Genomic DNA, 25,157 nt, shown 5'->3' with positions numbered 1-25,157 from the left:
TTTTCGTTTTTCGGGTATTTTTCAGCGTTTATTAACGGCTAATTGAGAACCAAATGGGAAACTTGATATGAAGGCAAATGACTTACGAGTTGGTATGGCCGCCATTTTAGACGGAAAGCTTTATGTATGCGTCCAGGCAAAGCACGTAACGCCGGGTAACCTGCGAGCGTTCGTGCAGGCCAAGTTAAAATGCATCGCAGACGGCATCATAATCGAAAAACGTCTCCGCTCCACCGAGGAGCTGGAGCAGGCCTTTCTCGACCGGCGCGAGATGGAATATCTCTATTCCGACAGCTCCGGTCATATCCTTATGGATACACAGACCTACGACCAGACCACCGTCCCAGATGATTTAATCGGCGAATCGATAAAATTCTTCAAACCTAATACACCTGTAGTAACATTGGCGTGCGATGGTAAAGTTGTTACCATCGAGCTGCCCAAGGCGGTCGAATTGGCCGTTACAGAAACAGCGCCGATGCTAAAAGGCGCCACGGCAACGAATCAAATGAAAGAAGCTGTTCTTGAGACAGGCCTGAAAGTCCGCGTTCCCCCATTTATCAATGTCGGCGACGTTGTTCGTATCAGCACAGATGACGCCTCCTACCTTGCAAGAGCGAAATAACCCGCAAAAAATGACGGGCAAACTTTAATCTTGAAATACAAGGTCCCTGAAATGTCGGGACGGATGTTGTCCCTGTTGGGGTAGCTTTTATTGTAACAGTTCCTTTTAATGGCATCCGTTGTGACTGCAAGCATCTTCTAAGGTAATCTCTTTTAATTCATTTGCTTTGTATTTTCCGATTATCTCCAAGACTGTTGCTCCAGATGCTTTATATGCTTTGATACCCGCCCCGTTAAGCTTTTGTATAGCGCGCATTCCCATACCAGCACAAACTACCACATCTATCTGTTTGTCGGTTAAAACACTTATAGGATGACAGGCGCCATGTACATGATGTTGATTTGAATTTTCAATCGATTGGCTATCATCTTTTTCCGTATCATAGACAGTAAAATAGGGAGCACTTCCGAAATGGCTGTATACTTTCGCATCTTTGCCTGCATTTGTTTCTGTCGGGATACATATTCTCATACTGATAACCTCCCGCATCGTCTTCTGCCATAACCAGCACCGCCTCTTCTGGCATAACCCCTGTCTTCTGCAGCTCTGTGGATATTGGTGCTTTTGCACTGAGTACACTCTTTTGGTCTGCCTGTTCCATAAGGAACTTCCCATGTGTTGTTACAAACGTAGCACTTAAATTTTCTCATTTCTGCCATAGCGTATACACCTCCTTTTATTTTCAATGCCTTTCCATTTAACAACGCATCAGCTATCTTTTTGTGGGCTGAATTAACAATATTGCCGAATGTCTGGCGTGAAATATTCATCTTCGAAGCCGCGCTCTCTTGATAAATTCCTTCTAAATCTGCAAGGCGAATAGTCTCGAGTTCGTCCATAGTAAGGTTTATCTCTTCCAATCGAGTTACAGGTATGCCGCGAGGTTTAAAATAATCCGATTTTGGGTCGCAACAAATTCTTCTGCATTTAAAAGGCCGAGACATATAACTTTCCTATATTATTAGCATATGCCAATAATATAAGACATTCTAATATCTTTGTCAATTAAAATTTTAATTTTGTGCTATATTTTCAGCTTTTTTAGTGGATGACCTTATTTAGCGGATAGGTGATTATCCCGGATGCTCCGGCGCGTTTCAAAGCCGGGACCAGTGTCCTCTCGACCTTGTCGTCGATGACGACTTCTATCGCAATATAATCCTTGTCGGCCAAACTTGAAATTGTCGGGCTTTTCTCGGCAGGAAGAATCTTTAAGACTTTGTCGAGGGCGCTTTTCTTTATGTTCATTTTCAAGCCGACTTTGGTGCGGGCTTCGACAGCAGCATTGAGCAAAATGGCGATATTTTCTATTTTTTCCCGCTTGAATTTATCCTGCCAGGCTTTTTTATTTGCTATCAATCTTGTCGTAGAAGATATGACGGTATCTATCACCCGCAGATTATTCGCCACAAGTGAGGTCCCTGTTTCGGTAAGCTCCACTATCGCATCAACAAGGCGTGCCTTTACCTCCGTAGAACCCCAGCTGAATTCGACTTTTACGTCGATATTTTTATCTGCGAAATACTTCTCTGTTACCTTGACCAGCTCGGTTGCGACTATGCCTCCGCGCAAATCGGCCGGTTTTTTCACCTTTGACTCGTCCGGCACGGCCAATACCCATCTAGCCGGTTCGCTTGTAGCTTTGCTGTATGCAAGCTCAGCGACCGCTACTACATCTGATTTGTTTTCTGCTATCCAGTCGAAGCCAGTAATTCCGGCGTCGAGCTCGCCCCCGGCGACATATCTGCTCATCTCCTGTGCCCGCAGCATAGTTAGCCCGATTTGCTCATCATCTATGCGAGGCCGGAGATTTCTTTCGGATTCGACGATGTTGAAACCGGCCTTGCCGAAAAGTTCAACCGTCGCCTTTTGCAAACTGCCCGAGGGTATACCTAATTTTAATATCTTTTCTGACATCTCAAACAACGGTTCCTTCCTTTTAGCTTTTGTTTTATTTTTTCTTCTTACCCGCCTTGCGTGCTTCGCTCTCTCTCCGTAAAAGAGAATAAAACTCGTAGGCGTTTTCAGCCGAGACCTGCCTGGCCAAGAAGCCTTCTATTTCTTCCTCGTCGGCTTCCGCGTGTGCCAACTCGTTGCTTTTCAGATATTCTGCCATCTTTTTTGTGAGCGGGATTGCGTGTCCATGCAGAGACGTAAGCATACAATAATCGACCACAAAGCGGTTGACACCTTCTATTTTCTCGAGGAACGCTTTAGCCGGACGTTTACTCATCTTGCTCAATGCTTTTAAGCTGACCATATTATATTTGCTGAATACGGCCTTTAAAGCTGCAGTAAGCGCCGAAGCTATGTTTTTTGCAGCAGACACTTCCACCCCAATTGCTTCGGCGATTTCTTCTACCCGCGAAATACGCAGGTCGTTCCAGTCAACGAAATGCTCCGTAAGCTTATTAATCGCGGATTGCGCCGCCGGCTCGCTCAATTCCGAGCTAACGATGGCATAAACAAGGGCGTCCACCGGCTCTTCGTATGTGACTTTACGGACTGCCGGATGTTTATGTTTCAATGAACGGTACAGTTTCTGTACCTTTTTCGAATAGTTTTTACCGTTTTTCATAAAATTCCCTGTCGGTTTCGGCAGCTCGCGTTACGCAGCACGAGTTTACAACGGCTCTTGTTTTTCGTCAACCGAATCCCTCTTTTTCCGCTCACTTGCGGCCTGTTCTATCAATTTTATGGTTTCAAGCGTCTTCTTGAAATTCTCGTCCTTATGAAACCGCAAAACAGGACAGAATTTGCACTGCAGCGAACCTGCCAGCAGCGATTGTATTCGACTCCTGGCGTGCGTTATCGCCTCATAAGTTTTGTCCTGGGCGGTATCATTTTTGCCGAAGATGCTCAGATACACTTCCGCACTGCGCAAGTCGACAGCTACATCAACTCTCGTAACGCTCACAAAGCCCTCGATACGCGGGTCGTTAAGATGGTTGGCAATAGCGTCGCTGACCGCTTCTTTTATCGCTCGTGCCGCCTTTTCCTGCCTTCTTGTCGCCATTGTTTGGTCAAATGGTATAATTACTAATTACCAATTTAAAGGGTTCTTGCCACTTTAACGATTTCATAAAGGGCAAAAACATCATCGACCTTAATATCGTCGAATTTAGCTATCTTAATGCCGCACTCCAGGCCTGCCTTGACCTCGCGGGCATCATCTTTGAAATGCTTTAAGGACTCTATGGTCAGGTCGCTTCTGATTACGATATTATCACGTATCAGGCGAACTTTGGCACTTCTGGTCACGATACCATCGCTGACTAAACAACCTGCCACCGCGCCGAGCTTCGAAATTTTGAAAACAGTTCTTACCACGGCCCTGCCAACGGGCTCCTCTTTTTCCTCGGGTTTAAGCAGGCCGGCCATGGATTTTTGTAAATCTTCGGTTATGCGGTAGATTATATCGTAGAGTCTTATCTCAATGCCTCTGGTTTCTGCAATCTTGGCCACGCGTTCTTCAGGCACAACATTGAAGCCGATTATTATGGCGTTCGACGCCTCGGCAAGCAGACAATCGCCTTCTGTGATACCGCCCGGCGCCGCATGTAAAATCTTAACCTTTACCTCGTCGGTGCTCAGCTCAGATAAATATTTCGTCAAAACATCCACCGAACCTTGGACATCGGCACGAATGATAAGATTCAACTCGGCTATCTTGCCGGACTCTATGTGGCTGAATAAATTATCCAGCGTTACCTGTGTTCGTTTGGCCAGCGAGTTTTCCCGCGAGAGCATTTGGTTTTCCTCAGCGGCAGCTTTGGCCCTGTTGATATCATCCGTGACGTAAAATCTGTCGCCTGCCTGCGGTACATCGCTCAGACCTGCTATCTCCACCGGCATAGAGCTTGCAGCTGACTTTATCTTCTTGCCGTAGCCGTCTTTCAGGCTCTTCACTCTGCCGAAGGCGCAGCCGGCAAGCACCACATCGCCTTTGTTTAGTCGGCCTTCTTTAATTAAAAGAGTTGCCACAGGACCAAGCTGCGGTGACATCTTCGCCTCCACTACCCATCCGGTCGCAGGTACCGTGTTATCAGCCTTGAGGTCGAGTAATTCGGCTGTATAATCGAGGTGTTCGAGCAAATCGTTAATGCCGGTGCCGGTAACGGCACTGGTTTTTACAACTTCCGTATCTCCGCCCCATTCCACCGGTGTCAAACCCTGCTCAGACAGCTGCGCGTAAACGCGATTAAAATCGATGCCGGGCAAATCTATTTTATTTAATGCTACAATAATCGGAACGCCCGCTGCCTTGGCATGATGTATTGCCTCGATGGTTTGGGGCATCACTCCGTCCCCGGCGGCAACCGTCAGAACCACGACATCGGTCATATTTGCACCGCGTGCCCGCATCGCGGTGAACGCCTCATGACCTGGCGTGTCAAGGAATGTCACCTTCTTATCGTCCCAGCTGACCTGAGAGGCGCCGATATGCTGTGTAATACCGCCGGCCTCGCCGGCCGCTATCTTAGTCGTCCTGATTTTGTCCAGCAGGCTGGTCTTGCCGTGGTCAACATGGCCCAGCATAGCTGCCACCACCGAACGTTTTTCGAGATTATTTTTTTGCCTACCGTCAAATTCGGCCCGTATCTGCTCTTCCAGAGTTTTTTTGTGCTCTACAACCAATTCTGTGCCGAGCTCCAGAGCAACCAGTTCCGCAACTTCGGAGCTTATTACCTGATTGGCAGTGGCCATTACACCTTGCTGCATCAATTTAGTGATAATGTCTGCCGATTTTACCGCCAGTACAGAAGACAAATCCCTTACTGTAATCGGCTCGCTTATTGTCGCTTTTTTCGGTCTGCTGATTTCAACAGCTTTTGCGTGGGCCTTGGTAAGGATTTTGCGTGTCGGCCTTAATCGCAGACTTTCGCCGCCGGCCGCATCAAGCCGAGCTTGTCTTTCTTCAATGTCCCTCTGTCGCCATTTGCTGACTTTGAGCGGTTTTATGACTTTTACATCGTCATCACTGTGTCGACGTCCCTGCGTTCTCTCCTTGTGTCGTTTTGGCCCTCGTCCCTTTTCCTTCGGTGAAGCCACAATTGGCTCTTCCAGTTTCCCTTTGGTGTACATCAACGGCTCAGTAACAGGTGCATCGTATCTTGGTCTTGATTTTTGTCTTGGTCTCGGCGGTCCTAATGGTTCCGGCGCTTCGACCCGAACTACCTGCGGGCCGCTCAGTTTGGCTGGCTCGGGCTTTTCTAAAAGCGGGCCGGCAGGCAGTATGACCTCCGGCTCTTGTTCCTTGGGGGGCTCGACTGGTTTTACTTCTTCCGGTTTTACTTCTTCGATAACTGCTGTTTCCGCAGGTTTTTGCTCAGTTGCTTCAGGTTCTGCCTGGGCCTCGACTAGTTCGGGCTTCTTTCCTTTCTTTGTTACCCGTTTTTTCTTGAGCCGGACCTTTTTCAGGTCTACCTTCTCGGTCGTCTCAACCGTTGTGGCGTGTTCTCCTTCGCTGAACCACTCGCGAACAGTCGCCGTCAGACCTGCCGAAATCCAGGACATGTGGTTCTTAACGTCCAGCCCCTCATCCTGGCACTTCTTCACAATAGCAGTGCTTTTTACTCCAAGCTCCTTAGCCAGAATGTAAACTCTCGTGGCAGCCAAAAAAACTCCAATTCCTGAACAGTGAATTCAGGTTCTTTTTCAACCGGCTATTCGTTGTTTGTTACCGTTTGTTCATTATCTGTCGCTTCCAGCTCTTTGCCTAAGGCAGATTCATCATGCTGGTGGTCACTTTGCTTTTCCAGCAGGCTTTCCGCTTGTTTTTTCGGCTCAGCCGCCAAACGCCTAGCTTCTTCAGTTGCTGTTGCAATCAATTTCTCAGCTAAACCGGCATCAATACCCAGTTCGCTAACGAGGGGTTCTGCCCCGACATCTTCCAAATCCAGAACCGATATAACTCCGAGCGCTATCAGCTTATCGACTAGCGTATCATCACCTGCCGCAGTTTTGACGCAATTTGTCAAACGTTCGATGCCCTGATTGTACTCGTCAGGTGTTAGTATATCGATATCCCATCCCGTCAATCTTGCCGCCAGCCGGACGTTCTGCCCGTGCTTTCCGATAGCCAGGCTAAGCTGGTCCTCATCCACCACTACCGTTGCTCTTCCCAGCTCAAAACACAAAGCAATTTCGCTGACCTTTGCCGGCATCAAGCCATTGGAGATAAGCACCTGTGACGACTCGTTCCAGCGGACAATATCTATTTTCTCACCGCCAAGCTCGTCGACTATATTTTTTATTCTGCTGCCACGAACGCCAACGCACGCTCCAACCGGGTCAACCTTTTCATCGGACGAGGCAACTGCAACTTTGCTTCGATAGCCTGCTTCCCGCACCAGCGCACGTATTTCGATGATGTTTTCTGAAATTTCCGGCACCTCCAGCTCGAACAATTTTCGGATAAAATCCGGGTGCGTGCGTGACAGGATAATCTTGACCTGGCCTGAAGTTTCTTTCACATCAAGAATCAGACATCGAATCCTCTCGCCCGGGTGATGGCTCTGCCCCATTATTTGCTCGTTCTTGGGCATAAAGCCTTCGGCGCGGTGGTCTAAATTAACAATTAATGTTCCGCTTTCGTACCGGACAACAGAGCCGCTGACAATAGTTCCTTTTCGCTTGCTGAACTCGGTGTAGATGCTGTCTCTTTCATTGGCCTTTATTTTCTGAATCATCACCTGCTTGGCTGTCTGGGCGGGGATTCGACCAAGGTGTGTCATATCAATTTGGACTTTGTCCTTGAAAGCCGTTATTTCGCCTGTGGTGCGGTCGATGTGTACAGTTATTTCGCTTTCCGGCTCGCCGAACTGCTTCCTGACCGCTGATACCATAGCTTCTTCCAAATCAGCGAAAATGGATTCCCTGTCGATGTTCTTGTCGCGTGCTATATTGTCGACTATTCTTGTTATTTCCTGACTCATAGTTAGTTTCCTAATATTGTTCGCCCTACGCGTCTTCCTGCCGAAGGCGGAAAGCAGGGCGGTCCTTGCCAAAAAAAAGTGGAAACCTCAACAGCTTCCACTTCAAAAACAAACCCGAAACAAACAGAGGTTGTAGCTTACCTTATTACATCAACTGCCTCCAGTAACAGCAAACCTCACTCGTCTCCTGAAGTAGAAACGCCGATTTCCAGGCCACCATTTGCGCAAAGGCACAGCCGTACAGGTTGTTTAGTTCCCTGTGCAGCACTGTTCACTCATTCCTGTCAAAACCATTTTCTCACACCTTTACCCGCCTGCGGCGGTTTTAATTTGGCTCTGGTAGCCGTTAATCCTTACAATCAAACACCATATGATAATCGTCAAACGTCCTGCAGGCAATAGTTTTTTCACCAAATTCGCACAATTTTTGCCCGATTTTGGTCCCAAAAAATCGCAACTAACAGTCCAAAACCGTCCTTAAACTGTCAAAACCCCTCTCAAGATAGGTTTGCAGGTAAGATTTACCCTCCGTATTTCACGTGATTTTTACCCTTTGCCGGCAGGGGCGATGCCGGCAGGTTTATGCCTATGTAATTGGGAGAAACAAAAATCCCTCCCCTAAATTTTTGCCCTTGAATGATTATCAAGCTTTAACCAGCTTACGGGATGTTGCCTTCAAGCCAGTGTTGTGCAAATTCAGCGAAATCCAGGAAGTTAACAATATCATCCTCATCCTTGTAGAAATCACCTGGAAGATCTGGACCATCAAGCCAGTTTTCACTTATTATCCCAATATCACCAAAACCGATTGAGCCGTTACAATCAAGGTCGTAGATATTAGCGGCCTGGTAGTTCTGTTCCGTCTGGTTGGCAAGAACATCGGCATAGCTCCTCCAATTCGGGTCAAACGTATAATAGTTCTTGGTCGGCGTCACCGTCCCAGACCAGTTGTAATTCACCTGGACCTCATAGAAACCATTGACATCGGTCGTGTCCTGGCCGCCACCATTATTGGCATCGACCAGCACACCTTCCACAGGAACGTTACATTCATTCCGGATGTGGCCGGAAATAGTGTACTTTGCCCCAGTCACGTTTACATCATCGACATAAAAACCGGGGTAAGTATTGTATACATCGTCAATCGTCCGGAACCGAAAGCGAATCTGAATATTAGACCCTGCCATTGACGAAAGATCTAATGTTTTTGGAACCCAGCCACCGGAAGAGTCCTGAAGAGTTCCCGCAGTATTACTGAGATATTCTACGAAGTCACCACCGTTCTCCGAGACCTCCACTGAAGCTATGTCAAATTCTGAAAGCTGCTCTGTTTCGAGCATATAGTTAAATTCTAACAGGATAGCCGAGGCTCCGGCCAGACTGATTACGGGAGAAATTACTATCCCTTCAGTTTGTCCAGCGTCGTAGTTGCATGTGCTATTCTGGCCATAATAGAGCGAAGTCGGCGTAGAGTGGCCGGACAGGACGGAATTACAAATGGCAGTCAGATGCCACAATCCTGAACCATCGCCGAAGCTATTGTCTATGGTAAAACTGCCTAGGCCACTTTCGAAATCTTCGGAGAAAATAGTAAATCTTCCCGGATTAACCGTGATCGAAACAGTAGCAATATTCGAATCGCCGCCGTCAGGGGGCGTTCCCCCGTCATTTGCTTTGAATGTAAAATTGTCCGGGCCGGTATAATCGGTTGCAGGTGTATAAATGACCTGGTTGCCGTTGCTGGTGAGTGTGCAGGGGACAGCGATTATGCCGCCTGCACCTGGGTCAATCAGGCTGCCGTTAGTCGGCAGTGATGTAATAATATAACTTAAGACGCCCGGCGGATTGGGCAGACCGTCATCGATGGCCCGGAGTGTAATTGTTACCGGAGTATCCAATAAAGTTGAAACGTTAACATCTTCAGCAATGGGCGGGCTCGGAATGATGATTGCCAGTCCTTTGATGCATACGTTAGCATTCTCAAATCCGTCATAGGTCGTTAAGTCAGTGAACATCGCACCATTGGGACTTACGTAACTCTGCCCAGGACTGGCAGTGGCGCTCGAGGAATAGTCCGCAAAGTCCATTTCTACCGGAATAGGATAGTTATAGTCGGGAGTGGTGAACTTTACGACTGTCGAAAAATCATTGCCTGTCGTCAGGTTGATTGGCGGAGCCAGAGGGATTGTATGGTAGCCCGAATTAGTAAGTGTGCCGGAAACAGAACCCAAAAGGTCAGAAAATGTGCTGCCGTTGAAGTCGTCGTAAATGTAGATTATGTATGAAGTGGCATCGGCACCGGCATACAGGCCGACTGCCGTTAGCTGCTCGTTCGCAGTAGCGATAAAAATGTTGGCGGCCCAGGCGGTGGTAGTGCCATACCCCGCAGATGTTGTCCATCCCAGCGGGTCATATTGGTGGTTAGTCGTGTATGACTCGGTAGATACGGCATCGTAGAAAGCTGCCGAGTATTTGACAGCGACGCTGTCATAGTAAGAAATCCAGAAGTACCCGCTGTTACCCCAGCCAGTGCCCCAGCTATTCTTCACGAGCCAGGCGCCGCTACTTGGCGCACCGGTTACAGCTTTGTTATCATCCCAGCCGACAAGGGTCACGGCGTGGTTAGCACTGTTGCTGCCGTTATAATAATATGTGTGCTCGGATGAGTTGTAATATGCAGAACTCATGTACATCGTTACATACATACCACCGTATGTCATAAGAGCGTTTTTGATGTCACTGGCCGTGAAAAACCACAATACCCCTTCCAGGTATTTCCGACACGGGCCTCCCGGCGAGGGACGGTCATCATAGTCGTGGTAAGGGTCGTCGGCTTCACTAATCGGTCCTGACCAGCGAGCTAAATAAGCAGTGCTCATATCGGCATTACCACCATCACAAGGACCCCAGTCGAAACCGTGGTAGTTCTTCAGGTGGTTTTCAGAGAAGTCCCAAGTCTCTGCCGCGTTCTTCAGGAGACAACTTTCAAACGACCCATACGAGCCAAAAGCCCAACAGGAGCCACAATCTCCTTGATTTTTGACGGGAGTAACCCACCCATAATCCCTGAGGTCGTAGCTGGGCGGTAAACCTTCAAGTTGTGCAAGTACACGTGTCTGAGTTAGAAGATGAGACCTGTCAATTGGTGAAGGAATCAAGCCGAGTGTATCACGCAATTCGAGGTTAAAAGTAGCCGCCTTGCTTTGCCACCCAGTAAACTCCGGGTTGATAGGAGCAAGTGAAAGTAAAGCAGAGGAATTACCTGCCGCCAGTGAAATATTTGCTGATAGACATAGCAGTAAAAGCGCGCATTTGGCGATACCAAAGGTGTTAACTTGATTTCTTTGCCCTCTTTGGGAAAGATTCGCAATTTCCCCAAACATTGGCGATTCCATTTGGTGTGTCCTCTTTATATATGTGTGATCCTTGAGAATGGGGCTAAACCGCATACCATCGCAGGGAGTACCTGAGGACGGCATACGAATCAGCCCTTGCGAGTTGATAAACATCATCCTACTCCATAACTGGACGTCGTAGGTGGGTGCGATACGGCCTGCATCCGCCGCTTCCAAAGAATTTATGAACTTATCGGCGGATTAGCATATTTTATGCCGTTTGTCAAACAAAATCTTGCCTGTTCTTGAGCTATCCGAGGAACATCGTATACCTGTCGGCAGGAAATTCGCACCACCTAAAAAGCCTCACGGAGGAAATTTCAATCAAATGCGCAGGCCGGAGCGCAGGTCCCGAGCCTTGTCGAGGGAGCTCACCAACCTTAGTCAATTTGTCCTCCCAAGGACACCCCGATGACTTGTGGAGGAGATTTCAATCATTTGCGCATATAGGTAAAAAATTGTCGAATATTTCCGTATAGTTTTGGTACTGTTTTTGAATATTTCTGTATGGTTTTTGAACGTTTTCGAACGTTTCTTACATAAACTTGCGCGTTTGGTTCGAAAATCTGCACTTTTGATTGAAATTCTTACGCTTTTGCGAATAAATTCTTGTCCAGCGGAATCCTTGGCCACGGCGGATAAAAGATGGCAGGGCTAAACGCAGTAAAGTGTTGACATATCGGGTTCGGAGTAATATACTACTTGGTTTTTACAGCAGTGCATTAGACATAATGAAAGGAGATTTTCAGAAATGGCAGCGAAACAGGTTTATTTCTTCGGCGGCGGCAAAGCGGACGGCAACGCAAAAATGAAAGAGCTTCTGGGCGGCAAAGGTGCAAACCTTGCAGAGATGGCCAAGCTTGGCGTGCCGGTCCCTCCGGGGTTTACGATTACTACGGAAGTCTGCACTTATTACTATAAAAATAAAAAGAAAGACCCGAAGGGGCTTAAAGAGAAAGTGGAAGAATCGCTGAAGAGAGTAGAGAAACTGATGGGCAAGAAATTCGGCGATATCCAGAATCCGCTTTTGGTATCGGTTCGCTCGGGGGCACGTAAGTCGATGCCGGGAATGATGGAGACGGTATTGAATGTCGGCTTAACCGAAAAAACCATCCCTGGTTTGATAGAGCAGAGCGGCGGGAATACCCGCTTTGTTTACGATGCATACCGTCGGCTGATTATGATGTATGCCGATGTGGTAATGGAAAAGGCGGCAGGTATCGAGCCTAAGGACGAAGAAGGCATCCGCAAACAGATGGAAAAGATTATGGCGGATTTGAAAAAACGCAAGGGCTATAAAGGCGATACTGACATGACGGCCGATGATTTGAAACAGCTCTGCAATCAATTTAAAAAGAAAATCAAAGAAGTTTTAGGCAAGGATTTCCCTGACGAGCCGAACGAGCAATTATGGGGAGGCATTCACGCGGTATTTGCTTCATGGAACGGCAAACGAGCGGTAAGCTACCGGAAGATAGAAGGCATACCGGACGAATGGGGGACGGCGGTCAATGTTCAAACGATGGTGTTCGGCAATATGGGGACGGATTCGGCGACGGGCGTTGCGTTCACCCGCAATCCCGCAACAGGCGAGAACAAGTTCTACGGCGAATGGTTAGTCAATGCACAGGGTGAGGACGTAGTGGCAGGCACCCGCACTCCCAACCCGCTTAACGAGGCCACCAAGAGCGAGCAGAACAGGGAGCTGGTTTCGCTGGAAAAGGCAATGCCTAAGATTTACAAGCAGCTTGACGCAATTCAGAACAAGCTCGAAAGGCACTACCACGATATGCAGGACATTGAGTTTACCATCGAGAGGGGGCGGTTGTTTATGTTGCAGTGCCGAGTCGGCAAGCGCAACGGGCCAGCAGCGGTTCAAATGGCTGTTGATATGCTCAGAGAAAAGCTGATAAAGAAAGAAGAAGCGGTAATGCGTGTGACACCATCGCAGCTTGATGAACTGCTGCACCCGATAATTGACCCAAAAACGGAGAAGGAACATAAGCCGTTGGCCAAGGGTTTGCCTGCGGGGCCGGGCGGGGCGACGGGGCAAATCGTATTTTCCGCCGCCGATGCGGTCGAATGGAAAAAGCAAGGCAAGAAGGTAATACTTGTTCGTGAAGAAACCAATCCAGAAGACGTTGAGGGTATGCGGGCGGCAGAGGCGATTTTGACGGCCCGCGGCGGAATGACTTCGCACGCCGCACTGGTTGCCCGCGGCTGGGGCAAGTGCTGTATCGTGGGGTGCGGGGCTTTGCACGTCGATCACGCCAAAAAGGAAATCAAGGCCGACGAAAAGATATTGAAGGAAGGCGACTGGATTACGCTCAACGGCACCAAAGGCAATGTTTACGAAGGGCAACTGCCGATGATGGACGTTGGAGAAGAGAACAAGGTCCTCAACAGCTTCCTGAAGGTCTGTGATTCCGTAAGGAAGCTTGGGATACGCACTAACGCCGACACGCCGGAAGACGCACAAAGGGCAAGAGCGTTCGGGGCCGAGGGCATCGGCCTATTCAGGACCGAGCATATGTTCTACGGCAAAAGTTCCGACCAGCCGTTGTTTATCCTTCGCAAGATGATTGTTTCCAAAACCGTAGAGGAAAGAATAAAAGCGTTAGACGAATTATTCCCGTATGTTAAAAAAGACATCAAGGGAACATTAGAGGCGATGGATGGTTTGCCGGTAGTGATTCGGTTGCTTGACCCGCCGCTGCATGAGTTTGTGCCGCGGGACCCCGCCAAATTGCAGCAATTGGCCGGCGATTTGAATATAAGTCTGGAGGAACTGTCCAAACGTGCCAATGCTCTGCACGAATCGAACCCGATGATGGGACACAGAGGTGTGCGTTTGGGCGTTACTTATCCTGAAGTAAGCCGAATGCAGATTAAGGCGGTCTTCGAGGCGGCGGCTGAGCTTCTTAAAGCAGGAAAGAAGCCGTATCCGGAAATGATGATACCGGTGGTCTGCGATGTGAAAGAAATCAACGACCAGATGGTGATTGTGAAAGAAGTTTATCAGGAAGTTTTGGCTAAATTCGGCCTTAAGAAAATCAAGCATATGATTGGCACGATGATAGAAATACCGCGGGCGGCGATTGTGGCCGACGAGATAGCCGAGTCTGTGGAATTTTTCTCCTTCGGAACGAATGATATGACCCAGATGGGCTTCGGGTTTTCTCGCGACGATATAGGCGGATTTGTGCCGGCTTATCTCGAAAAGGGCATACTTCCGCAGGACCCGTTCCAGGCCCTCGACCAGAAGGGCATCGGCGAGCTGATAAAAATAGGCATTCAGCGAGGCCGCAAGACGCGAAAAACCCTTGAAGTCGGTATCTGTGGCGAGCACGGTGGTGAGCCGAGCAGCATCGATTTCTGTCACCGGGTCGGGATGAATTATGTTTCGTGTTCACCGTTCAGGGTGCCTATTGCGAGATTAGCTTCTGCGCAGGCGATGGTTACGAACGGTTAAACCGTAAATTTGCGAAAACACCTTAGGGCGCCTGTATGGGCGCCCTTTTTGTGACTATTGACAATCATCAGTAATCAGTGGACAATAGGTGGTTGATTTGGTGAAAGTAGCTCAGCTGGTTAGAGCACTGGATTGTGGATCCAGGGGTCGCGGGTTCGAATCCCGTCTTTCACCCTTTCCCTTCAAATACCGAAAGCCGACAGGGCTTGAATCAGCCCGGTCGGCTCGGCTACCAATATATATCAAACACGACTGCTTATTAATTAGCCGTGGCTATTTTTATTTCTTGTTAAATTTCCTGTTTCGACCAATCAGCAAACCGCCGAGGCCGAGGATAGCCATCGTTGCTGGCTCGGGGACAGCTGTGACCGTCGCTGTTCCGCCGCATCGGAAGCCTGTTACATCGTAGCCCCCGACTTGACCGAGAGTTACGTCAGTAATATTTGCGTAGCCATAACCGCCGGCGTCTACGCCGGCCAGGACGTGGGCGGTAAATATCCCTGGTTCTCCTAAATTGATGTCTAATACGACAAAGGGAAGTGCATATTCGGTACCGGAGCCGCTTTTGTCACTTTCAGGTATGTAGCCCAGTACGTCGTACCAGCCGCCGCCCACCTGCGCATCCGCATAGCTTAACGCCCAGCTATAATCGTACTGTGGCCAACCTGTGACAACATTTGTGGCTGAGGTCCAGGACGCATCTCCTGCGGGACTCTCTAATGCGAAATTCCATACTGCCGGATTTATGCCTGCGCCTGCGGCTCTTGCCGTCGAGGCAGGCACAGCTACCGTCGCAACCAGCAGGCAAATCAGAATCAATAGTTTCATTTTTAATCCTTCTTTTTATTCTGGTAATATTCCCGTTTTTGCTGCGGACCGCCCGCAGTCAACAATTATTCCTTTTAAATCAAACTTACACGCTCCGTTTTCTGCGAAGCAGACTCAAACCACCGAGGCCGAGCAGAGCAACCGTTGCCGGCTCGGGAGTGACAATAACATTGTCGAGCAGCAGGCCGGAATCGACATCATTATCTTCCACATGCATCACCCCAAAACCCAGGGTAAAAGTTCCGCTGGTTGTGAAGCCGTATGAAAACATAGCAAAGCCGGTTTCGTCGTTAAACGGGGTACTGGACGGAACGAACACCGAAAAAACCGCGTCCGCCAGGATATCTGCGTATCCGGTGGAGAGCGAGACGAACGCAAAATCACGGACATTGTCTCCCTCTTCCACCTCGTCCGTCAGGAAATTCCAATCGAACGTCAGCACATCACCCTCGCTGACCGTGATAGTTTGTTTGATTGCTGAACCTGCGGTCGCATCGTCGTCGAATAAGAAGCCATCCAGTGTTCCAACCGGAAGGCCAAGAAATGTCTCTATGGCGGAATCCGAAACTAAAGAACCACCCTCGCTGACCACCAACGCTTGATATGAACCTTTGGTAGGGCCGGCTCCATAAGCTGCAGTCTCGATGGAAGCGACGCCGATCGTGGTCCAGCCGGTAAAGTTTCCGGATTCGAATCCGCCATTGGTTAAGGCCGAGACGGTGTTGGGCGAGACCGACGAAATTAAGAAAATTGCACAGATAGCGGTCAATTTTTTCATCTGAAGTTCTCCTTATTTTATTTTTAGTTGCTGCTTCTTTTTGATAACGAGACTCAAAACGCCGAGGCCGAGCAGACAAATCGTTGCCGGTTCGGGGATTGCCGCCACTGCTTCGTTATATACCCAGGCGTCAAAAAGCCCTATCTCTCCTGCCTCAAACCATAGTGTTATTGTCAATGTGCCGTTGTCCGAATAGTTAATAACTTGGCCATCCGCCCAAAAGTTAAAGTTTTCGAGTTCTGCTATGTCTTCGACTTCATCATTCGTGTTTTCTTTCTTCAGCCATAACCCTGCTTCTGCAAAACCATACGTCCAGTTACCTGGATTCTCCGACCCTAAGTCCTGCGAAAGCCCGTAATCTGCTGAAAATGTTACCGAGCCGGACGAGTTTGCAATGAAGTCGCCCCAGCGATACGCATATGCATCAGCATATGCCCACGTTGTGGTAGTTTCATTTACAATCGCATACACCTCTTCGAATAATCTATCAGCATCGGTATAAGCATCACCGTATGCATGGTAAACCGAACCTGTTATCGAAGCGAAAGCGTCTGTGTCAACCCATCCCGATGCTGCGTCGTAATCCTCATCCCACGCTGTATCATCTTCTGCCCGGGTGTGTGACTCACTGCCTTTATCAAGCCACGTAATGTCTCCGGTTACAGTCAACGATGTCCAATCTATTGATGCCTGGCTTGTTGATGTTGAGAGCGGTCCGATATCGGCGTTAGCTGCGCTGACGGTCAGAGTCAGGCAGATAATTGTTATCGCTAAAATTTCAGTTTTTTTCATGGTTTTTCCAGTCAAAATTTAATTAACAATCATTCATTGTCCTTGTCTTGTGTTTTCTTTTTCCTGCTGCGAAGCAGACTTAAAGCGCCGAGGCCGAGCAGACAAATCGTTGCCGGCTCGGGGGCCGGTGCGGAAGTGGAAACTGCTGATGAAGTAAATGCCGCCGTGGCGGTAAATCCATCGTTCCAGTCAGTAGGGCCTGGCAGTTTCGCCTGATTAGCAAAACCGAAAGTAAATTGTTCCTCTGAAAGTGTGCCGGTGATTTTGGAACCTGTAATTGTTACGTTTTCAGCAACAAATATTTCGTCCCCTCCAAAGCTCTGCTGCCATACAAGACCACTATCAAATTCAATAACCACCAATGGGTCTGTGTTAGTGTCGTCTTCGTAAAAGCTAATCACGCCGGAACCAGTCTGACCAAATTTCTGACCCCATATAACATCTATGTCTGTTATGTTCACGTCAGTCATTTCAAACCACACATTTTCAAAAGCAGTACCGTTTTCAATGGTGTAATCGCTATAAGGGATTTCGAGGGTCAGACCTGTTTTTTCATCATCCCATCCGCCAGTGAATTTCATTTGCGTAAAATCCACGGTAAACAGCGGATTGTTGCTGTTTCTTGATGGGTCGGCAAACGTTGCTATCGTAAGACTGGCCTTGGCATTGGCCGGTATGAATTCGACAGAAAGAAACGTTAGTAAGATGAGTATTAAACAATGATTTTTCATACCTTTTCCTCTTTTTTTAGTTTCAAGGCCATTCTGCGGAGCACTATAAAGTGCTCCGCATTTTGGACCTTTCTTTTTTATTTATGCACGTTTCTTCCTGATAAGACTTAAAGCGCCAAGACCGAGCAACGCAACCGTTGCTGGCTCTGGCGTAATGACGAATGCCATATCCAGCGATTGTCCGGTGTAGGGGTCACATAACTCGTTCCATGGACCTCCGATCGTCCCGTTCGACCAGACGGCATCGTCATTCCAGTGGTCCAACGAGGTTTTCCATCCCATAGCGAAGGTCGCATTTAACTGCAGGGCCAGCCAGTAGACTTCGCCTTCCTTCTGCTCGAATGGGTCAGGGATATCGACGATGTTGAGTTGGTAGATGTTGTCGTGGTTATTGGCATACACCTCTTCGTTTCTGGGATTGTACCAGCCCTGGTCACCCGTACCGTACAAACGCGAACTTACACGCGGATCATCGATGCTAAATACCCATTCCCACAGCTTCTTATCCGGATGACTGAAAAGCGGACCATCATCGTCCGGGTCGGGGCTGTCCGAGTAGATTCTCACAACCCCACCCTGAAGAATAGCGCTATATTCATCGCCGAACACAGAATACCAGATGTGTATGTCTGAGACCGGACCGGTTCCCGTGCACAGCCAGTCGTCAGCCAACTCAGGGTCATTAGCTTGCACATCCCATCCGGTGGGGTCTGGCAGTTGTGGATAATGCATCTTATATGAGTCGCCCGGATTCCAATCTGCCAAGGCCGTGCCTGCGAAAAACAGCACACACAAGCTTGTTAAAATTAACTTTTTCATTTTAATTCTCCTTTCCGCATTAGTTGATATTGTTATTTTTTGCTGCGGATCGACCGCAGCCGACAATTATTCCTTTTCGAACTTACACGCTTCGTTTCCTGCGAATCAGACTCAAAGCACCAAGTCCCAGCAGGGCAACCGTTGCCGGTTCGGGGACGCCTGCGTACAGGTTATCGTAATAGACGGGCTGGCCGCTATACTCACTGTCGCCGTCCCACAGCCAGACCTTGTTGATATCCCCGCCGTCCCAGCTTGTGGTTTGAGTCATCGTGGCGCCGCCCGGTGCGGTCACGGTGATTAAAATCAAGGAGAAATCAGCATTGATATCGAATGCAATCTCGTAATAGTTCTGTGCTGCTGACGCTACGAAGGGTCCAAATAAACCACCGGGGCCAACAATCTGGAAGTTCGTGGCTCCATTCTTTAAGAAATTGACGCTGCGAAAGACAGCCGTACTGTCTTGTATCCAACCGCCGCGTCCCATAGAGACACCACCGAAAGAAGTGAAGTTATAAGGGTCGTTCTGCGACGGGTCCAGCATCACCGAGATGCGCTGAGCACCATCGGCCGAGGTCAGCGGCGTGGGCAGCATATAGACGGCAGCACCTTCCAAGTAGCCGTTCTGAAAGACTGTCAGGGCCTGCGAACCGTCGACACCGGCGCCGGCCACGACTTGGTACACGAGGTCGGATTTGGGGTCACCTGTTGCGGTATAACGGTCCGTCCATGGCGCCGGCGGCGTCGCGCCAGCAACATAGCCGGGACCATCGAAAGTGACCAGACCGGCCTGAACCGGCATGGCCGAGACCAATAATGCTGCTATGGCACACGCAACTACTAACCAGGTTGCATTTAATTTCTTCATCATTTTTCTCCTTATTTCCATTAAATTTTCAGTTTCTTTTATTACATTCTTTTTGTTTATTTTTTTCTGCGAATCAGACTCAACGCACCAAGGCCCAGCAGGGCAACCGTTGCCGGCTCGGGAACTAACTCGCCGCTATCGACCACGAAGTTGTCGAGGTAGGCGTCGCCGGAAGCCAGGGGTGTGCCATAGGCCCAGCCGCCTATATATGGTGAGACAGCGCTGCCGCCCCACGTATCCTGCAGCAAATCCGGGATGGTGACCCAGGCATCATCTGTCCAGTAGCCGGCATCGCTCAGGTATAATTCGTCTTTGCTCGCATCGTAAGATATATGCAGAGTTCCGAAATCTTCGGTCTTATCCTTCTCGCCTTTGCTGATTTCGGTGCCGTCTATAGTTACACCACAGTAAAAAAATGAGTGAGTGCCGCTCCCTTCGGCATCTCCATAGCCGGCCTCTATTACAACATAGTTATCCTCATCCTTGGCGAGACCAAGGTGAAGGGAAAAGTCAGCGTTCGGAAGTTCGGAAATGTGACTGAAATCTATCTTTAAGGAAAAGTCGTCCGTTGGCAGAAGCCCCCAGCCATTGGCGAAATAATCAGGGTCCGGATACGATGCTATTGAGCGCAGCTCCAGTCGCTGGTTGATTTCTTCCAGCCATACGAAATCATTCTCGCCATAGAGATTCCATAGAGATATGTCCCTTGAATTGTCATCGAAATTATCCGATGGTAATGCATAGACCGCAGGGGCCGTAAAAATCATCAATCCTGCTGCGACACAGATTGCGATTATCATTTTCATTTTAGTTTTCCTCGTCCCTCATTTGCCTTCCTTGTTTTATTGCGGACTGCCCGTAGCAGTTATTGTTATCACCCCGACAGGGATGTTAATTTTCTGCCGGACCCAGTAACCTCTCTTTAGGCCAGTTTTGGTTTTAGACTATTAAGGTTTATCAAGGTCCAGCTTGGGGGGAGAAAACTCCTCGCGAGCATTTATACTTATCACCCAGCCTGTGGCCTGGCCTTGCCTCTAAGGGGTGTATGCTCTCAATCGCACCCGGCAGTATCTTAGCGTCTGACCGGGGGCTACTTTGTAATTTTCTCTTTTTTGTGACGGCGGTTTTCAGCAGTGGATATTGCTTTTATGGAGGCAATGTCTTTGAGTCCGAGGATATTGGCGACGGTTTCACGGAAGAGCTCATCATCTGTATCATCGGTCAAAACCGCCGAGACACCGAGACTTCGAGCCGTGATTTCCTGTGTTTGGTCGCCGGCCTTTACGAAAGCTATCGTTGGAATCTCAGGCTTTACGGCTCGCAGATTCTTGAGAAATTGGCCGTCCTCCATATCATCCAGGTCCCACTTGCTGATAACACTGTCAACTTTTTCAGTTTTTAAAGAGCGAGCAGCCTTTATTCCAGACTGCATTGTTACCAATCGGATCGGCAGCTCTCGCAGTACTTCGTTCTTGCCGTCGAGGCCAACCGTTAACACGTTTGCTTGTACGAGAATAATCATGTGCGTTTCCTAAACTTATCTGTATCGTTATCACGGCTTGTATTGGGCCGTGTTTATCATCGTGCTGGGTTTGTTGTTAGATACGTCAAACCCAGCAAAGGAGGAGGAGAGAGAGTTCGTAACCCAAAAGTTATCTATCGTTAAAGTTTTCTCCTGCCATAAAGCTTTCTCCAGCCCTAAAGTTTTCTCCTGCCTTAGAGTTTTCACCTTCCGTAAATTTCTCACCAGCCCGTATCATCAAATCCAGCTTGAATGAGGAGATGATGAAGAATCACATCGGCTTCTTTTGTTTTCTTTTTATTCACTTGTAAAAAACACACTCATCTATCATTATCACCCCTAAAGGGTGTTTGTCATCGTGCTGGGTTTATTGTTAGGTTCCTCAAACCCAGCAAAAGAGGAGGAGAGAGAGTTTATAATTATCACCCAGACAAGGGTGTCAATTTCTGCCGGACCCGGTAACCTTACGGATTATCAAGGTCCAGCTTGGGGGGAGAAAACTCCTCGTGAGCATCAATCCGTCCCCGGGCGGATTATACTTATCACCCAACTTGCGGACTGGCCTTGCCGCTAAGGGGTGTCTGCTCTCAACTTTCTAATTTTTTCAAAGAGCTTATCTCTTTTGCATCTTCAGCTGCTTTGCTCTGTAGCACTGAACTTCATTAGAGCGAGCCGCGTGCCAGAGTTTTGTGTGATGAGAAAAAATTTCTTAAGTGCTTGTTATAACGGCAGCTATGTACTGCGAATTTTTTCCGGCTTTAAAAGTGTTTTTGGAAGTGAATCAACCGTTATGGTCGGCAAGCGGCGATAGTTTCTGCTGCAAGTTTTTATGTGCGGGTTAGTTGGCGGATAATCGACAGATCTGGTCGGTGGTGACCATATTGGTCGGTATGGTTAAAGTTGCAGCATCGGTCTCGTTTTGAGTGAATAAAAGAGCAGCTTTTATTTTTGAGTTTTTCTGTACGGAGATGACGGCAAAGCCCCGGTTCAGCTGCCAGGCTTTTGCTTTGTCTGCGGGAGAGAGATGTCTAACTTATCGATTAAGCGATTCAGACAGCGGCGCTCGATGCCGAGAATTTCTGCAGCAGCAATTTTGCGGCCCTTGGTAAATTCGAGCGTCTGTGTAATAATCTTGCGTTTTACCTCATCAAGGGTTGGCAAGTCGCGATTTGGATAAGCGGCTGAATCGGCTATTATAACTTCGAACGGCAGCACGGCCGGCTGAATTTCCTCACCCGTAGTCAGAACATAGGCACGTTCCATAGCGTTGGCAATCTCACGGACATTGCCGGGCCAGGCGTAATTCAGCAGAAGTTTTTTGGCCGTTTGGCTCAGGACTTTGGGGGGTTCACCGTAAAAGGTCGACTGATTTGCCAGAAAGTATTCAGCCAGCGGCAGGATATCTTCTTTACGCTGGCGGAGCGGCGGGACTTCGAGACTGACCACGTTCAGCCGATAGTACAGGTCGGCGCGGAATGTGCCTTCCTTGAGCATTTCACACAGGTTAACGTTGCTGGCACATAAAATGCGAACGTCAATGGGATAAGATTTTGTTGAGCCAAGCGGTGTTACGGCTCCCTCCTGGAGAACGCGCAACAACTTGGCCTGCAATTCGAGCGGGATTTCGCTTATTTCATCGAGAAAGACTGTGCCGCCATCAGCAGCCCTGAAGAAACCCAGCGTAGAGTCAACAGCACCGGTGAATGCGCCTCTTGCGTGGCCGAACAACTGACTCTCGAACAACTGGCCGGTCAGTGTAGTGCAGTCAACTGGGACAAAAACTTTCCCGGAGCGGTCGCTGGCATTGTGGATTTGCCGCGCTACCAGCTCCTTGCCTACGCCGGTCTCGCCGGTTATTATCACAGGACACTTTCGTGCAGCAATTGCTTCGATTGTTTCGAGAATCGAAGTGAGAGCGGCGGAGCTACCAACGAACTCAATCTCAGCACTTCGGTTCTTGCCGGATATGGAAAACCGTGAGCCCCTGTTTTTCAAAGGCTCGTTCGAGTTTGATGCCATTCCGTGCGATGTATCACCCTTGTTGTTTTGTATCATTTTAATCTTACAAAACTTTTCTGTGTGAGGGTAAAGTATCACCGTCACAGTAAAAATAACTGTTTAGAGTGAGATATACTCCCGAAGTGCGTATCAGGGGCATTCTCTCTCACTTCTCCAGACGGGGATTTTAACGTATTAAGGCGGAAAAATCAAGAAAATTATCGGACTGCCTTAAGTTTTTCTCTATATTTTGGATTTTTCCCGCCTTAAAGTCTTAGTCACAGTAAAGCAAAAAACACCCTTTTTATGCCGAAAACGAAGGTTTAATGTAGCAGTGTTAATCGGCTTAGAACCGTAAGTGCTTGATACCTATATAGTTATGAATTCCAGAAAATCGTGCTGATTCAGTTTTTTTGGAGCTATCTATAAACCTCATTTGAAATTCCTGCGTTCCCCGGCTCACTTCACAAAAACCTGTTAGGAATTTGTGAAGATATTTTCTATTTAGCCTTCAAATCGAGCGGCGAGATGTAATCACCGTGTTTTTCCCTTGCCGTTTCAAGACGCTGCTGCTGTTGGGCCAGAACCTTAAACAGTTCCGCTGGCGCATCGGTGACGTTTTGGTGATGGAACTTTTCCACTCGCTCCAGTCTGGCAAGATTCTCTGCAACGCGGATTGTAAACTGATTGATATAATCCCGCTGCGTGTAGTCTTTTCCGAGAACTTCCTTGAATAGTTTTTTGAGGTCTTCGTAGCATGGCAAGAATCCTGTTGGTGCTTGTATGCCGCCTGCCTCGCCGTGCACCCGAAGCTCCATCCACTTCACCCATACGTGTTTGTCGCTTACGCCGTTGACAAATTTGCCGTTTTTATCTCGCAGGAAATAATTTGCGCCGAACACGAGCGGAGGCTTTTTTAGCTTCTTTCCGAATTCAAGATTATTCCGGATATACTTGCCCAGCGGAATAGCTACAAAATCCTGGATGCTCATCAGGTTGATTTCGGGCACGCCTTCTTTACCGATAATTGTAAAAGTGGTCTCTGTCTCAAGCGAAGCGCCGTATGTAATAATCCCGTGCTCCCAATCGAAGCTCTGCTGGCAGGGCACGCATGCGCTGGCGTCGCGTCCGCCGTACATGACACCGGCCAGCTCTACTCCTTCGGGATTGTCCAGCTCAGGGTCACAGTTTTTCAGAACATTCAACGCTACGGTATAGCGGGCGTTCTTGTGTGCCAATGGGATTTCATTACCCTTTGCGTCCTTTTTACCTTTGTACCAGGCGCCCGAGAAGTTTTCACCATCAGCGGGAACTTCCTCACCCATACCGAGCCAGTAAGGAATTCCATCCTTTACCATCAAGTTTGAGAATATCACCTCACCCGGTTTTGTAAGCACTTCCCAAATCTCGGGGTCGCTCTTGGCGGTAACATTTTGGATGATGCCGAAGATGCCAGCCTCTGCGTTGGCAGCCATACAACGGCCATCGACTGCGCGGAAGTAAGCAATGTCGTCGCCGAGTATAGTTTCTCCCGGCAACATCGCCGTAGAGGTCTTGCCGCATCCGCTTGGAAACGCACCCGCGAGATAAGTTTTGCGTCCGCCCGGCCCGTGAACGCCCGTCAGGAACATATGTTCGACAAGCCAGCCCTCACGGTCGGCCTTGCGTATAGTCAGTCGCAATGCGAGTTTCTTCAGCCCTATCGTGTTGCCGCCGTATTGTGTGTTGACGCTGTAGACGGTGTCTGTAATGTAGTCAATGTAGATGCGCTTCTTGTCAGACTCAACGCTCACCATACGCTCATCCATCTTTCCGCATGAGTGCAGCGTGGCAAAAAAATGCGCCTTAGGTCCCAGTCGCTTGAATTCATTGTAGCCCGGCCGATATAACAGGTTCAGGCTGTGAGAAACATAGTATGAATCGGTGCACTCGACGCAGGGAATACTGAACTTGGAATTGTTGGGGCCGAGCGTCATAAAGCGGACAATCATTGTCCGATTCTTCATCGCTCCCTTGAGCAGACCGCGAATTTCCGCTAGTCCTTTTTCCCGTTCGACCTGATTAAGTGCTTTGCTAAGTGTGTCGGTCTTCGGAACAAGGTATTTAGTTACCTCTCTGTCGCGCCCTTGGTCCTCCATTCCGTCGAAGTGGACAGTGTGCCCTTTCATCTTTAAGGGTTTTTCTTCACCGAGTTCAACCGCGTGCCTGCGGCTATCTTCCAAATCTTCGGGCTCATCCGTGCAAACAAAGACCGAGGCTGGGCTGCAAAGCTCGATTGCGTCGGCCACAAATTCGTTCAGCTTCGGATTAGCAAGAGCGACGAGCTTTTCATAATTTTCAGCCGTTAATTTTTCTTTTAATAGTTTTTCGGTATCAGGCATACGTAATCGCTTC

General features: G+C 48.6%; 20 protein-coding genes and 1 tRNA gene. 3 read left to right on the top strand and 18 right to left on the bottom strand.

Annotated features, from left to right (window positions below; all coding sequences use genetic code 11):
- Positions 1-67 precede the first annotated feature (67 nt).
- The gene (gene efp, locus PHG53_03445) at positions 68-625 is read left to right on the top strand and encodes an elongation factor P (protein MDD5380679.1); all 558 of its coding nucleotides are present in this window, start codon (positions 68-70) and stop codon (positions 623-625) included.
- A 105-nt stretch (positions 626-730) separates the two neighbouring features.
- On the opposite strand, the gene PHG53_03440 is transcribed toward efp, so the two are convergent.
- From PHG53_03440 to PHG53_03405, 8 genes are all read right to left on the bottom strand, one after another.
- Complete coding sequence (locus tag PHG53_03440) at positions 731-1,096, bottom strand: NifB/NifX family molybdenum-iron cluster-binding protein (protein MDD5380678.1); 366 nt, start codon at positions 1,094-1,096, stop codon at positions 731-733.
- Positions 1,093-1,569, bottom strand: a complete 477-nt coding sequence (locus PHG53_03435) for a DUF134 domain-containing protein (protein ID MDD5380677.1) — start codon at positions 1,567-1,569, stop codon at positions 1,093-1,095. The genes PHG53_03440 and PHG53_03435 overlap by 4 nt, the downstream gene beginning before the upstream one ends.
- Positions 1,570-1,666: 97 nt before the next feature.
- Positions 1,667-2,542 carry an ATP phosphoribosyltransferase gene (gene hisG / locus PHG53_03430; protein MDD5380676.1) on the bottom strand — a complete coding sequence of 292 codons (876 nt, stop codon included), beginning with the start codon at positions 2,540-2,542 and terminating at the stop codon, positions 1,667-1,669.
- Between the two features lie 34 nt (positions 2,543-2,576).
- Positions 2,577-3,203, bottom strand: coding sequence for a hypothetical protein (locus tag PHG53_03425; GenBank protein MDD5380675.1), 627 nt, complete (start codon positions 3,201-3,203; stop codon positions 2,577-2,579).
- Positions 3,204-3,248: 45 nt separating this feature from the next.
- The gene (gene rbfA, locus PHG53_03420; protein ID MDD5380674.1) at positions 3,249-3,641 is read right to left on the bottom strand and encodes a 30S ribosome-binding factor RbfA; all 393 of its coding nucleotides are present in this window, start codon (positions 3,639-3,641) and stop codon (positions 3,249-3,251) included.
- A 35-nt stretch (positions 3,642-3,676) separates the two neighbouring features.
- On the bottom strand, positions 3,677-6,244 hold the full coding sequence (gene infB / locus PHG53_03415; protein MDD5380673.1) for a translation initiation factor IF-2: 2,568 nt from the start codon (positions 6,242-6,244) through the stop codon (positions 3,677-3,679).
- 47 nt (positions 6,245-6,291) lie between these two features.
- Positions 6,292-7,563 (bottom strand): transcription termination factor NusA, encoded by a 1,272-nt coding sequence (gene nusA / locus PHG53_03410; protein ID MDD5380672.1) that lies wholly within the window; start codon positions 7,561-7,563, stop codon positions 6,292-6,294.
- Between the two features lie 659 nt (positions 7,564-8,222).
- On the bottom strand, positions 8,223-10,946 hold the full coding sequence (locus tag PHG53_03405) for a lectin like domain-containing protein (GenBank protein ID MDD5380671.1): 2,724 nt from the start codon (positions 10,944-10,946) through the stop codon (positions 8,223-8,225).
- A gap of 763 nt (positions 10,947-11,709) precedes the next feature.
- Here PHG53_03405 and ppdK point away from each other — a divergent pair.
- Together ppdK and PHG53_03395 are read left to right on the top strand one after the other, a co-directional pair.
- Positions 11,710-14,430 (top strand): pyruvate, phosphate dikinase, encoded by a 2,721-nt coding sequence (ppdK, locus tag PHG53_03400; GenBank protein MDD5380670.1) that lies wholly within the window; start codon positions 11,710-11,712, stop codon positions 14,428-14,430.
- Positions 14,431-14,530: 100 nt separating this feature from the next.
- Positions 14,531-14,604 (top strand) — tRNA-His (locus PHG53_03395).
- 105 nt (positions 14,605-14,709) lie between these two features.
- Here PHG53_03395 and PHG53_03390 read toward each other — a convergent pair.
- The 10 genes from PHG53_03390 to PHG53_03345 form a co-directional block, all read right to left on the bottom strand.
- On the bottom strand, positions 14,710-15,258 hold the full coding sequence (locus tag PHG53_03390; GenBank protein ID MDD5380669.1) for a PEP-CTERM sorting domain-containing protein: 549 nt from the start codon (positions 15,256-15,258) through the stop codon (positions 14,710-14,712).
- Positions 15,259-15,343: 85 nt separating this feature from the next.
- Positions 15,344-16,027, bottom strand: a complete 684-nt coding sequence (locus tag PHG53_03385) for a PEP-CTERM sorting domain-containing protein (protein MDD5380668.1) — start codon at positions 16,025-16,027, stop codon at positions 15,344-15,346.
- A gap of 21 nt (positions 16,028-16,048) precedes the next feature.
- Positions 16,049-16,828 carry a PEP-CTERM sorting domain-containing protein gene (locus tag PHG53_03380; GenBank protein ID MDD5380667.1) on the bottom strand — a complete coding sequence of 260 codons (780 nt, stop codon included), beginning with the start codon at positions 16,826-16,828 and terminating at the stop codon, positions 16,049-16,051.
- Positions 16,829-16,857: 29 nt separating this feature from the next.
- A complete protein-coding gene (locus PHG53_03375) occupies positions 16,858-17,559 on the bottom strand; it encodes a PEP-CTERM sorting domain-containing protein (protein ID MDD5380666.1) in 702 nt (233 codons plus the stop codon).
- A gap of 81 nt (positions 17,560-17,640) precedes the next feature.
- Entirely contained in the window at positions 17,641-18,444 is an 804-nt protein-coding gene (locus tag PHG53_03370; protein ID MDD5380665.1) for a PEP-CTERM sorting domain-containing protein, read from the bottom strand.
- A 16-nt stretch (positions 18,445-18,460) separates the two neighbouring features.
- Positions 18,461-19,246, bottom strand: coding sequence for a PEP-CTERM sorting domain-containing protein (locus tag PHG53_03365; GenBank protein MDD5380664.1), 786 nt, complete (start codon positions 19,244-19,246; stop codon positions 18,461-18,463).
- Between the two features lie 53 nt (positions 19,247-19,299).
- Positions 19,300-20,049 (bottom strand): PEP-CTERM sorting domain-containing protein, encoded by a 750-nt coding sequence (locus PHG53_03360; GenBank protein MDD5380663.1) that lies wholly within the window; start codon positions 20,047-20,049, stop codon positions 19,300-19,302.
- A gap of 284 nt (positions 20,050-20,333) precedes the next feature.
- Entirely contained in the window at positions 20,334-20,765 is a 432-nt protein-coding gene (locus PHG53_03355) for a hypothetical protein (GenBank protein ID MDD5380662.1), read from the bottom strand.
- Positions 20,766-21,752: 987 nt separating this feature from the next.
- Positions 21,753-22,820 carry a sigma-54 dependent transcriptional regulator gene (locus PHG53_03350; protein MDD5380661.1) on the bottom strand — a complete coding sequence of 356 codons (1,068 nt, stop codon included), beginning with the start codon at positions 22,818-22,820 and terminating at the stop codon, positions 21,753-21,755.
- Between the two features lie 443 nt (positions 22,821-23,263).
- Positions 23,264-25,144, bottom strand: coding sequence for a phosphoenolpyruvate carboxykinase (GTP) (locus PHG53_03345; GenBank protein ID MDD5380660.1), 1,881 nt, complete (start codon positions 25,142-25,144; stop codon positions 23,264-23,266).
- Between the last annotated feature and the right edge of the window lie 13 nt (positions 25,145-25,157).

This window comes from Phycisphaerae bacterium (assembly GCA_028714855.1).
Lineage (GTDB): Bacteria > Planctomycetota > Phycisphaerae > Sedimentisphaerales > Anaerobacaceae > CAIYOL01.
Note: the sequence above shows the minus strand (reverse complement) of the source record. Positions and strands in the feature narration are given on the sequence as shown.

What these genes read in the sequence shown, in the direction of transcription:
- efp (MDD5380679.1), top strand. Translation starts at nt 68, where the DNA reads ATGAAGGCAAATGACTTACGAGTTGGTATGGCCGCCATTTTAGACGGA.
- PHG53_03440 (MDD5380678.1), bottom strand. Translation starts at nt 1,096, where the DNA reads ATGAGAATATGTATCCCGACAGAAACAAATGCAGGCAAAGATGCGAAA.
- PHG53_03435 (MDD5380677.1), bottom strand. Translation starts at nt 1,569, where the DNA reads ATGTCTCGGCCTTTTAAATGCAGAAGAATTTGTTGCGACCCAAAATCG.
- hisG (MDD5380676.1), bottom strand. Translation starts at nt 2,542, where the DNA reads ATGTCAGAAAAGATATTAAAATTAGGTATACCCTCGGGCAGTTTGCAA.
- PHG53_03425 (MDD5380675.1), bottom strand. Translation starts at nt 3,203, where the DNA reads ATGAAAAACGGTAAAAACTATTCGAAAAAGGTACAGAAACTGTACCGT.
- rbfA (MDD5380674.1), bottom strand. Translation starts at nt 3,641, where the DNA reads ATGGCGACAAGAAGGCAGGAAAAGGCGGCACGAGCGATAAAAGAAGCG.
- nusA (MDD5380672.1), bottom strand. Translation starts at nt 7,563, where the DNA reads ATGAGTCAGGAAATAACAAGAATAGTCGACAATATAGCACGCGACAAG.
- PHG53_03405 (MDD5380671.1), bottom strand. Translation starts at nt 10,946, where the DNA reads ATGTTTGGGGAAATTGCGAATCTTTCCCAAAGAGGGCAAAGAAATCAA.
- ppdK (MDD5380670.1), top strand. Translation starts at nt 11,710, where the DNA reads ATGGCAGCGAAACAGGTTTATTTCTTCGGCGGCGGCAAAGCGGACGGC.
- PHG53_03390 (MDD5380669.1), bottom strand. Translation starts at nt 15,258, where the DNA reads ATGAAACTATTGATTCTGATTTGCCTGCTGGTTGCGACGGTAGCTGTG.
- PHG53_03380 (MDD5380667.1), bottom strand. Translation starts at nt 16,828, where the DNA reads ATGAAAAAAACTGAAATTTTAGCGATAACAATTATCTGCCTGACTCTG.
- PHG53_03375 (MDD5380666.1), bottom strand. Translation starts at nt 17,559, where the DNA reads ATGAAAAATCATTGTTTAATACTCATCTTACTAACGTTTCTTTCTGTC.
- PHG53_03365 (MDD5380664.1), bottom strand. Translation starts at nt 19,246, where the DNA reads ATGATGAAGAAATTAAATGCAACCTGGTTAGTAGTTGCGTGTGCCATA.
- PHG53_03360 (MDD5380663.1), bottom strand. Translation starts at nt 20,049, where the DNA reads ATGAAAATGATAATCGCAATCTGTGTCGCAGCAGGATTGATGATTTTT.
- PHG53_03355 (MDD5380662.1), bottom strand. Translation starts at nt 20,765, where the DNA reads ATGATTATTCTCGTACAAGCAAACGTGTTAACGGTTGGCCTCGACGGC.
- PHG53_03350 (MDD5380661.1), bottom strand. Translation starts at nt 22,820, where the DNA reads ATGATACAAAACAACAAGGGTGATACATCGCACGGAATGGCATCAAAC.
- PHG53_03345 (MDD5380660.1), bottom strand. Translation starts at nt 25,144, where the DNA reads ATGCCTGATACCGAAAAACTATTAAAAGAAAAATTAACGGCTGAAAAT.